The organism is Achromobacter sp. 1012554356 (assembly GCF_059760815.1).
In genome coordinates, this window is sequence record NZ_JCBANC010000056.1 from 32,991 (window position 1) to 42,993 (window position 10,003).

Annotated in this window: 11 protein-coding genes; 8 read left to right on the top strand and 3 right to left on the bottom strand. The window is 67.3% G+C overall.

Features of this window, described 5'->3' with window-relative positions; all coding sequences use genetic code 11:
- Positions 1-131 precede the first annotated feature (131 nt).
- Both AC6LJW_RS23475 and AC6LJW_RS23480 read left to right on the top strand, forming a co-directional pair.
- Positions 132-920, top strand: coding sequence for a DsbC family protein (locus AC6LJW_RS23475; protein ID WP_498088388.1), 789 nt, complete (start codon positions 132-134; stop codon positions 918-920).
- A 67-nt stretch (positions 921-987) separates the two neighbouring features.
- Complete coding sequence (locus AC6LJW_RS23480) at positions 988-1,944, top strand: D-2-hydroxyacid dehydrogenase family protein (protein ID WP_498088389.1); 957 nt, start codon at positions 988-990, stop codon at positions 1,942-1,944.
- Positions 1,945-2,020: 76 nt separating this feature from the next.
- On the opposite strand, the gene ttcA is transcribed toward AC6LJW_RS23480, so the two are convergent.
- Together ttcA and folB are read right to left on the bottom strand one after the other, a co-directional pair.
- Positions 2,021-2,989 (bottom strand): tRNA 2-thiocytidine(32) synthetase TtcA, encoded by a 969-nt coding sequence (gene ttcA / locus AC6LJW_RS23485; RefSeq protein WP_498088390.1) that lies wholly within the window; start codon positions 2,987-2,989, stop codon positions 2,021-2,023.
- A 1-nt stretch (position 2,990) separates the two neighbouring features.
- Complete coding sequence (gene folB / locus AC6LJW_RS23490; RefSeq protein WP_056565007.1) at positions 2,991-3,350, bottom strand: dihydroneopterin aldolase; 360 nt, start codon at positions 3,348-3,350, stop codon at positions 2,991-2,993.
- Positions 3,351-3,471: 121 nt separating this feature from the next.
- Between folB and AC6LJW_RS23495 the strand changes: the two genes are divergently transcribed.
- The gene (locus AC6LJW_RS23495; RefSeq protein ID WP_056565004.1) at positions 3,472-4,374 is read left to right on the top strand and encodes an NAD(P)/FAD-dependent oxidoreductase; all 903 of its coding nucleotides are present in this window, start codon (positions 3,472-3,474) and stop codon (positions 4,372-4,374) included.
- Between the two features lie 31 nt (positions 4,375-4,405).
- On the opposite strand, the gene pcaD is transcribed toward AC6LJW_RS23495, so the two are convergent.
- Positions 4,406-5,212 carry a 3-oxoadipate enol-lactonase gene (pcaD, locus tag AC6LJW_RS23500; RefSeq protein ID WP_498088391.1) on the bottom strand — a complete coding sequence of 269 codons (807 nt, stop codon included), beginning with the start codon at positions 5,210-5,212 and terminating at the stop codon, positions 4,406-4,408.
- Positions 5,213-5,307: 95 nt separating this feature from the next.
- Here pcaD and AC6LJW_RS23505 point away from each other — a divergent pair, with 95 nt between their 5' ends.
- The 5 genes from AC6LJW_RS23505 (at position 5,308) to AC6LJW_RS23525 (ending at position 9,688) form a co-directional block, all read left to right on the top strand.
- Positions 5,308-6,210: a LysR family transcriptional regulator gene (locus AC6LJW_RS23505; RefSeq protein ID WP_498088392.1), complete on the top strand. Its 903-nt coding sequence runs from the start codon at positions 5,308-5,310 to the stop codon at positions 6,208-6,210.
- 135 nt (positions 6,211-6,345) lie between these two features.
- Positions 6,346-7,314: a Bug family tripartite tricarboxylate transporter substrate binding protein gene (locus tag AC6LJW_RS23510; RefSeq protein ID WP_498088393.1), complete on the top strand. Its 969-nt coding sequence runs from the start codon at positions 6,346-6,348 to the stop codon at positions 7,312-7,314.
- On the top strand, positions 7,315-7,980 hold the full coding sequence (locus tag AC6LJW_RS23515; RefSeq protein WP_498088394.1) for a 3-oxoacid CoA-transferase subunit A: 666 nt from the start codon (positions 7,315-7,317) through the stop codon (positions 7,978-7,980).
- A 1-nt stretch (position 7,981) separates the two neighbouring features.
- Positions 7,982-8,680, top strand: a complete 699-nt coding sequence (locus tag AC6LJW_RS23520; RefSeq protein WP_056564929.1) for a 3-oxoacid CoA-transferase subunit B — start codon at positions 7,982-7,984, stop codon at positions 8,678-8,680.
- 36 nt (positions 8,681-8,716) lie between these two features.
- Positions 8,717-9,688, top strand: coding sequence for a Bug family tripartite tricarboxylate transporter substrate binding protein (locus tag AC6LJW_RS23525; protein WP_056564926.1), 972 nt, complete (start codon positions 8,717-8,719; stop codon positions 9,686-9,688).
- The last annotated feature ends 315 nt before the right edge of the window (positions 9,689-10,003 follow it).

A 10,003-nucleotide genomic window follows, 5' to 3' on the forward strand; every position in this document is an offset into this window, starting at 1 on the left:
GGAACCTGCGCGGGCCGGCGGCCGTCTGATAGCGATCCGCATGCCCGCCGCTCGCCGCCTGCCGCGGCCGCCCGCCCCGGATCGGTTACGCTTTCCGGCTGAGCACACGACTGACAAGACCAGGAGTACCGATGAAATTCCGCATACCCGCCACCCTGGCGGCCTGTTTCCTCGCCGCGGGTATCGGCCTGTCCGCCACGGCCCACGCGCAGGGCGCGAAGTCCGTCTCCACGCAGTCCGTGGGCGAGGCGGCCAAGGGCGAAAAAAGCGTCTCCACCACCGAACTCGATCCCCAGTCGGCCGCCGTCAAGGAACGCTTTCAGCAGCGCTTTTCCGGCATGAACGTCACGACCGTGCGCCGCACGCCTTATGGCCTCTTTGAAGTGCAGCTCGGCATGGACCTGATCTACACCGACGAAGGCGTGACGTGGGTCATGGAAGGTCCGCTGATCGACGCCGCCACGCGCCGCGACGTCACCCGCGAATCCCAGGAAAAGCTCAGCGCCGTCACGTTCGACCAGTTGCCGCTGGACCTGGCGATCAAGCAAGTCAAGGGCGACGGCTCGCGCAAGGTCGCGATCTTCGAAGACCCCAACTGCGGCTACTGCAAGCAGTTGCGCAAGACGCTCGAAGGCGTGGACAACCTGACCGTCTACACCTTCCTCTATCCCATCCTGTCGCCGGACTCCAAGGTCAAGGTGCGCAACGTCTGGTGCGCCAAGGACCAGGGCAAGACCTGGGACGACTGGATGCTGCGCGGCAAGACGCCGCCCAACGCCGATTGCGACGTGCCCGAAGACAAGCTGCTGGCGCTGGGTCAGCAACTGATGGTGCGCGGCACGCCGACGCTGTTCTTTGCCGACGGCTCGCGCATCAGCGGCGCGCTGCCGCTGGACCAGCTCAAGGCCCGTTTGAACTGACCGGCGCACGTCGCGCCGGCCCGGAAAAGGGTGGCGCGGCACGCGCCATCCCTCCCGGAGACAAGACTTGAAAATCGCAATCCTCGACGATTACCACGACGTAGCCCGGCGCTATGCGGACTGGACCTCGCTGGGCGGTGACGCCGAGGTGCAGATCTTCAACAGCTTCATCCCCGACGACCAGGTCGAGGCCGCGCTCGAGTCCTTCGACGTGATCGTCGCCATGCGCGAGCGCACGCCGTTTCCCGCCGAGCGCATCCGCGCACTGCCCAAGCTGCGCCTCCTGGTCACCACCGGCATGCGCAACAACGCCATCGACATGCAGGCCTGCGCCGCGCAGGGCATCGTCGTGTCCGGCGCGCCCGGCAGCGCTGACGCCAACACGGCCACGGCAGAGCTCGCCTGGGCTCACATCCTGGGGCTTTTCAAGCACCTGCCCGCCGAAGACGCCGCCATGCGCCGCGGCATGTGGCAGACGGCCATGCCTGAGCCGCTGGCCGGCAAGCGCCTGGGCGTGGTGGGCCTGGGCAAGCTGGGCGCCGCGGTGGCCAAGGTGGGTCTGGCCTTCGGCATGGACGTCGTGGCCTGGAGCCCCAACCTGACCGACGAGCGCGCCCAGGCTGCCGGCGTCACGCGTGTGGACAAGCACGAACTCTTTTCCACGTCCGACGTCGTGAGCCTGCACCTGATCCTTTCCGACCGTAGCCGTCACGTGGTGGATGCCACCGCGCTGGCCGCGATGAAGCCGACCGCCTACCTGGTGAATACCTCGCGCGCCGGTCTCGTCGACCAGGACGCGCTGATGGACGCCCTGGTGAAGTTCCGCATCGCCGGCGCCGGCCTGGACGTCTACCCCGAAGAGCCGCTGTCCCCCACCGACAACGTGCGCGATCTGGACAACGTGATCCTCACGCCGCACCTGGGCTACGTCAGCCGCGAGAACTTCGAGGCGTTCTACCAGAATTGCCTGGAAGCCGTGAAGGCCTGGGCGGCGGGTGCGCCGATCCGGGTGCTGAACGCCTGATACCGCCAAGCAAAAAAATGGGGCTGCCTGTCGCAGCCCCATTTTTATTCGGGTGGTTCGCCTTTTAGGCGGCGCATCACCCGCGCGAGAACATCACCTTTTTCTCGATGATCGCGCCTGGCTCCAACGCCGGCGGCGTATCGCCACATGCGTCGTCCGCGTCTTCCGTGGGATCGACCGCATCAAATGCGGTGTCGCCGTTGGCGTCCGCCACGCCCGTGGGCTTCAAGCCCACGAAGTCGAACAGGTCGCGGTCCATCAGGTGCGAGGGCACGACGCGCGATAGCGCGTTGAACACGTTCCAGGAACGGCCCGGGTGCTGCTTGTCCCATTCCTTGATCATGCGGCCCACTTCCTTGCGCTTCAGGTTCTCTTGCGAGCCGCAGAGATTGCACGGAATGATGGGGAACTGCTTGAGCTCGGCGTAGGCGATCAGGTCGGACTCGACCACATACGCGAGCGGGCGGATCACCGTGTGGCGGCCGTCGTCGGACACCAGCTTGGGCGGCATGCCCTTGGCCTTGCCGCCGTAGAACAGGTTCAGGAAGAACGTGGCCAGGATGTCGTCGCGATGATGGCCCAGCGCGATCTTGGTGGCGCCCAGTTCCGAGGCGACGCGGTAAAGGATGCCGCGGCGCAGCCGCGAACAGAGCGAGCACATCGTCTTGCCCTCTTCCAGCACGCGCGTCACGATCGAATACGTGTCCTGCGTCTCGATGTGGAAGGGAACGCCCAGTTCCTTCAGGTATTGCGGCAGGATGTGATCGGGAAAGCCAGGCTGCTTCTGGTCCAGGTTCACCGCGATCAGTTCGAACTTGAACGGCGCGCGCTTCTGGAGCTGCAGCAGGATGTCCAGCATGGCATAGGAATCCTTGCCGCCGGACAGGCAGACCATCACGCGGTCGCCTTCCTCGATCATGTTGTAGTCGGACAGGGCGCGCGTGGTCTCGCGCGCCAGCCGCTTGGTCAGCTTGTTGCCTTCGAGGCGCGCCTTTTCGTCGGCGGGCGTGCGAAATTGCACGGCGGGGGAAGCGATATCGTTCATGTCAGCGATTGATCTGGATTTCCACGCCCACCGCCGCACAGTCGGAGAAGGCCATGGGCTTGCTGATGCGCAGGCGCAGCGCGCGGATTTCCTGGAAGTCCGCCAGCAGGCGCGCGGCAACTTGTTCGGACAGGGTTTCGATCAGGTTCACGTGCGCCTGCGTGCATTCCTCGACAATCGCCTCGCGCAGCCGGCGGTAGTCCAGCACGCTGTGGATATCGTGGTCGTCCACCGAGCGTTGGATGTCGACGTCGAATTCGGCATCGACGTGCAGGGGCTGGGTGGCGCGGCGCTCGTGCTCGAGGATGCCGATGCGGGCGTCGAGCGCAAGGCCGGAAAGAATGATGCGGCGAGTGGGCATGATGAAAACCTGGGTGGAATAGCCGGAATTGTAAGGCGACGGCGGATGGCAGGACGCGCTGGCTACAATTCGGCCATGTCCGGGCGCCCGCAAGGCGCCGGCGCAGTCAATAAGGGGTGAAATGCAACAGATGCACGATTCGGTCATTGTAGGCGGCGGCCCGGCCGGCGCCTCCTGCGCCCTCTGGCTGGCCCGGCTGGGCCTGTCCCCGCTGCTGGTCGAGGCCAGCGCCCGCCTGGGCGGGCTGGGCAATGACAACCCGTTCGCCGATGACTGGATCGCCGTGTTGCCCGGCGTGACCGGCCAGCAGGTGGCGGCCAACATCGACACCAGCGTGCGCGCCGCCAATGTGCCCCTGCGGCTGGAAACCCGCGTCACCGGGGTGCGGCCCTGCAAGGGCGGCATCGAAACCACGCTTGCCGGCCCGGACGGCCAGGAAGTCCTGGCCCGCGCCCGCACCCTGGTCATCGCCTCCGGCGTGCGCGCCAAGGGTCTGCCCGACCACCCGCCGGCCGCGTCCTGGCCGGGCGTGCTGATCGGCCCCGGCTCGCCCATCGTGGCGCAGGATTATTCCGGCCTGACGGTCGCCGTCCTGGGCGGCGGCGACAACGCCTTCGAAAACTTCGTCTACGTACGCAACCGGGGCGCGCGCACGGTTCATCTGTACGCACGCAGCGTGCGCGCCCAGCAGCAATGGGTCACGCGCGCCGGGACCGGCGGCGTGCACATCGGACCCTACAAGGTCGATCCGGCCACCCGCAGCGTGGACGGCCGGCAATACGACCTGATCCTTGTCTTCTACGGCTGGGAACCGCAGGCCGCGTTCGCCGACGATCTGCGGCTGGCGCGCGACGAGCGCGGCTACATCCGCACCGACTTCGCCACCGCCGAAACCAGCGTGCCCGACATCTACGCCATCGGCGAGGTGGCGCACCGCATGCACCCCTGCGTAGTGACATCGATGGCCGACGGCGTGGTCGCGGCCAAGGCCATCCAAAGGCGCTGGGAGCGCGCGGGGGCGTAAAGCGGACCCGCCCCGCCGCGCGCCGGTCAGCTCAGCCGCGATCGGCTTGCGCCAGGAACGTCAGCACGGCATCCAGGAATTCCTCGGGTCGTTCCACATTCGACAGATGCACCGCCGGCAGGATGCGCAATTCGGCGCCCGGCACCGTCGCCGCGATGCGTTCGCCGTGGCTGGCCGCCGTCACGGTGTCGTCGCGGCCCGCGATCACCAGCGTCGGCCGGTCGATCAACGCGTTCGTGCGGCGCAGGTCCATGTCGCGCACCGCCGCGAAAGCGCCCGCCAACCCTTTCGGATCCGTTGCCAGCAGCATGGCGCGAAAGACGGCGACCACCGGCCCTCCTGCCTGCCGCATTGACGCGGGAAACCAGTTGGCCAGGAACGATTCGGCGATTTCCGTCATGTCGGGCGCCCGCAGGGTCTCGGCGATGCGCGCGTCCCATTGCGGAGCAGGGCCCAGATAGTCCGACGTGTTCGCCAGGATCAGCCGGTCGATGCGATCAGAAGCATGCACGCCCAGCCACTGCCCGATCATGCCGCCCAGCGACAACCCCAGAAACTGCGCCCGCGCGATATCCAGCGCATCCATCAGCTCGATCACATCGCGGCCCAGCCGATCCAGCGAATACGCGCCTTCCGGCACGCCGGACGCACCGTGGCCGCGCGTGTCGTATCGCAGCACGCGGAAGGACCGCGATAAGGCGGCCACCTCGGCATCCCACATGTGCAGCGTGGTGCCGATGGAGTTCGACAGGATGAGGACGGGCAGGGCGGCGTCGCCGTCGAAGCGGTAGGCGACGCGCACGCCGTCGCCCGTGGTGAAGAAAGAAAGCGTGGACATGGAAGTCTCCGTGGAAAGAAACGGCTTTCAGCGTAGTTGCGCCGCCTTCCAGAAAAAACTACAAACTTCGGACAGTCTTTGTCGGAAAAGCTGAAATGAGCGATTTCACGCTGCACGATCTGCAGTGCTTCGACGCGGTGGTGCGGGCCGGCGGATTCCAGGCGGCGGCCGCGACGTTGCACCGCTCGCACCCGGCCGTCTTCGCCGCCGTCGCCAAGCTGGAACGGCAACTGGGGCTGACGCTGCTTGATCGCAGCGGCTACCGCGTCACCCCGACCGCCTCGGGCATCTCGTTTCACCGCCGGTCACAGCCGCTGCTGCGCGAACTGGACGGCTTGCGCACCCATGCCGCGCAACTGGCCATGGGCGAGGAAAGCGATCTGCACGTCGTCATCGGCGACTTCTGCCCGCGAGCAGAAACGCTGGGTCTGCTCAGCCGCTTTTTTTCGGCGTGCCCGGCTACGCGGCTGCATCTGCATGTCGAGGCCGTGGGCGGACCCGAAGAGCGCCTGCTGGATGGCGACGCCGACCTGATCCTGCATCGCGTGGACAAGACCGATCCGCGCATCGAATGGCTCGACCTTGCCAAGGTGCCATTCCTTCCGGTCGCCGCGCCCGGCTATCTGCCCGATTCCGGCACGGCGGGCATCGACGCGCGCACGTTGCGCGGCTACACGCAGTGCGTCATGCGCGACACCGCCCGGCATACGCCGCCGCGCGACTACTTCATGATCGAAGGCGCCGCGCGGTGCACCGTGCCGGACCAGCTCATGAAAAAGGACATCATCCTGCAGGGGATGGGATGGGGCCATCTGCCGCGCTTTCTGATCGAGGACGAATTGCGCGACGGCCGCCTGCGGTCCCTGGCCAGCCGCCGCCTGCCCGGGACCACCGAGACGCTGGTCGCCGCGCGGCGCGCCGACAGGCCGCACGGAGCTGTGCTGGCGCGGCTGTGGCAGCACCTGCAGCAAGCGGCGGACGGCTTCCAGTTGCGCTGAGGTCCCTTCGGCGCCGGCGCCATCTTCAGCGCAGGCGAACCCACACCTCCGGATTCCGGAATAGGCATTTGCCACCCCAGCGCCCACACTCGGGCTCACGAGTTGACCAATCAATGGTCACGCAGGGAGACAAGCATGATGTGTGCGCATCGCTGGCTGACGGCCGGCGCGATGGCCATCGCCATCGCGAGCCCGGCGCAGGCGGCCTGGCCTGAACGGCCCATCACCCTCATCATCCCGGCCGCGCCGGGCGGCACCACGGACATCTCGGCGCGCCTCATCGCCGACAAGCTGGCCGCCAAGCTCGGCCAGCAGGTCATCGTCGAGAACCGCGCCGGCGCCGCGGGCATCATCGGCGCGCAGGCGCTGGCGCGCGCCAAGCCCGACGGCTACACGCTGCTGATGGGCAACATCGGCCCCAACGCCATCAACTACGCGCTTTACAAGACGCTGCCCTATAAGCCCGCCGACTTCGCGCCTGTCACGCTCGTGATCTCGGTGCCCAACGTGCTCGTCGTCAACGAGGCCTCGCCGGCCCGCAGTGTGGCGGACCTGCTGGCGCAGGTCAGGCAAGACCCCGCCAAGGTGTCCTTCGGCAGTTCCGGCGCGGGCCAGTCGCCGCACCTGTCCGCCGAAATGTTCAAGCAGCGCGCCGGCATCCCCGGCACGCACGTCGCCTACAAGGGCGCCGGCCCCGCCGTGGCCGCGCTGCTCGGACAGCAATTCACCTTCATGATCGATAACCTGCCCAGCTCCATGCCGTACATCCAGGCCGGCAAGCTGCGTGCGCTGGCCGTCACCAGCGACAAGCGCCTCGCCGAATTGCCGAACGTGCCGACCATGGCCGAGGCCGGCGTGAAGGACATGGTGGTCACCGCGTGGTTCGGCCTGGTCGCGCCCGCGGGCACGCCGCAAGACGCCGTCGACAAACTCTACGCCGCCACGCGCGACGTGGTGCGCAGCCCCGAGATCAGCGAACGCTTCAAGGCCATGGGCGGCCAGGCGGGCGGCAACACGCCCGCGGAGTTCGCGGCCTTCATCGACCAGGAACGCGTCCGCTGGAAAAGCATCGTGGACGCCGCGGGTCTCGTGCAGGAGCAATAGGTGATCGACAAGATTCAGGAATCCATGGCGCAGGCCGTGGCCGTCATCCCCGACGGCGCATCCGTGCTGGTGGGCGGCTTCGGCGAGGCCGGCGTGCCCTATGAGCTGCTGCACTGCCTGGCGGAACTCGGCCGGCGCAACCTCACCATCATCTCCAACAACGCCGGCACGTTCGAACGCGGCATCGCCGCGCTGCTGGTTCGCAAGCAGGTCCGCAAGATCATCTGTTCGCACCCGCGCCCACCCAACTCCGACGCCTTCGCGCGCGCCTACCGCGCAGGCGAGGTCGAACTGGAATGCGTGCCCCAAGGCACTTTGGCCGAACGGCTGCGCGCCGCGGGCGCGGGACTCGGTCCGTTCTACACGCCCACCGGCTATGGCACCGAACTGGCCGAGGGGCGGCGCCAGGAAGTCATTGACGGCATCGGCTACGTGCTCGAGCAGCCGCTGCGCGCCGACTACGCGCTCATCCGCGCGCATCTGGGCGACCGCTGGGGCAACCTCATGTACCGCCATGCCGCGCGCAACTTCAACCCCGTCATGTGCATGGCCGCGGCGCACGCCATCGCGCAGGTCGACGAGATCGTGCCGCTGGGCGCGCTGGCGCCAGAACAGATCATGACGCAGGGCATCTTCGTGAAATCCGTCGTGCGCGTGGAGGCCTGACATGCAGGACATCATCGGCCTGACCCGCCAGCAGATCGCCCAGCTTCTGGCCAGCGACATTCCCGACGGCGCCATCGTCAACCTCGGGATCGGCATGCCTACCCTGGTCGGCGACTACCTGCCCAGCGGCCGCGAAATCCTGCTGCACAGCGAGAACGGCATCCTCGGCATGGGCCCCGCCGCCAACGGCGACGAGGTCGACCCCGATCTCATCAACGCCAGCCGCCAGCCCATCACCTTGCTGCAAGGCGCATCCATCACCGAACACACCATCTCCTTCGCCATGATGCGCGGCGGCCACCTGGACTATGCCGTCCTCGGCGCCTTCCAGGTGTCCGAACGCGGCGATCTGGCCAACTGGAAAACCGACGCCACCGACGCCATCCCCGCCGTCGGCGGCGCCATGGACCTGGCCGTCGGCGCCAAGCAGGTGCTGGTCACCATGGAACACCGCGGCCGCGACGGCACGCCCAAGATCCTGCGGCAATGCACTTATCCGCTCACCGGCAAGGGCGTGGTATCGCGCATCTATACAGACCTCGCCGTCATCGACGTCATGCCCGTGGGTTTGGAGGTGCACGCGATGAAGGCGGGCGTGACCGAAGACTTCCTGCGGTCGGTCACTGAAGCCCCGCTGCATTTTCCGCAAACGCCGCGAACCATCGCCGTGGACGGCGAGGGCGTGCCGAGATACGCGTAAACGTGGAGCGCCCGGCGCCGGGCAAAGGAGCTACCGATGATTCGTTCAACCCTGGCCGCCGGATCGGCAATTGCGCTGTGCCTCGGCGCGGCCGCCGTCGCCCACGCCGCGCCAACCTATCCCGACAAGCCCATCACCTTGCTGATCCCGTACCCGCCGGGCGGCAGCGCCGACATGCTCGCGCGCCCACTGGGCGCAGAACTTCAGAAGCAGTGGGGCCAGCCGGTCGTCCTCGAATACAAGCCCGGCGCAGGCGGCGCCATCGCCTCCGCCCAACTCGCCCGCGCCAAGCCCGATGGCTACACGCTCCTGATGGTGCTCGCCGCCCACACCATCAATCCCAGCCTCTATCCCTCACTGCCGTACGACACCCGCAAGGACTTCGCCCCGGTCTCCCTCGTGGCCACGCTGCCCATGCTCGTCGCCGCACCGCTCGCCACACCCGCCAACACCGTCACCGAACTCATCGCCTACGGCAAGGCCAACCCCGGCAAGCTGAGCTTCGCGTCCGCAGGCAACGGCAACACCAGCCACCTCGCCGCCGAGATGTTCAAGCACCAGACGGGCGCCGACATGATGCACGTCCCCTACAAAGGCAGCGGCCCCGCCGTCGTCGCACTGCTCGGCGGCGAAGTGTCGCTGATGTTCGACAGCATCTCGACCTCGCTGCCGCAAGTGCAGGCCGGCAAACTCAAGGCAATCGCCGTCACCGGCGAACACCGCTCCCCGCTCCTGCCCGACGTCCCCACCGTCGCCGAAACCGTCCCCAACTTCGTCGTCAACGGCTGGTACGGGATATTGGCGCCGGCGGGTACGCCGGGGGCGGTGGTTGATGCAGTCAGCAAGGGAATTGCGGAGGCGGTGTCAGTGCCAGCGGTGAAGGGGCAATTGGCGGGATATGGGTATGAGGTGGTGGGGTCGACGCCGGCGGAGTTTGGGGCGCATATTGAGCGGGAGTTAGGGACTTGGAAGAGGGCGGTTGAGGTGTCTGGGGCGAAGGTGAATTGAAGGGTTGTCTCGGCGAGCGGAGGCAATGTGGGTGTCTGACACCCGCTTAGGCGGTGCTTCACGCTGAGGTCATCTTTCCTGGGTGTCTGACACCGGCCCGGGTGGCAATGGTCTTCGTAGGTCGCCCGCCGCCGCGGTCACCGTGGGCACGATCGCCCACGATTGCGGTCCGGAGCCTTCGCTCCGGTCTGCCCCATCCTCATCCTCGTCCTCGCCTGCGGCGACTCCTACGGATTCCGTCGGGCGCATCGACGGCGCTCGCGTCCACGGTGACCGCGCCGCCGTGCGGCGAGGGTCTTTGGTTTGGGGCGCTGT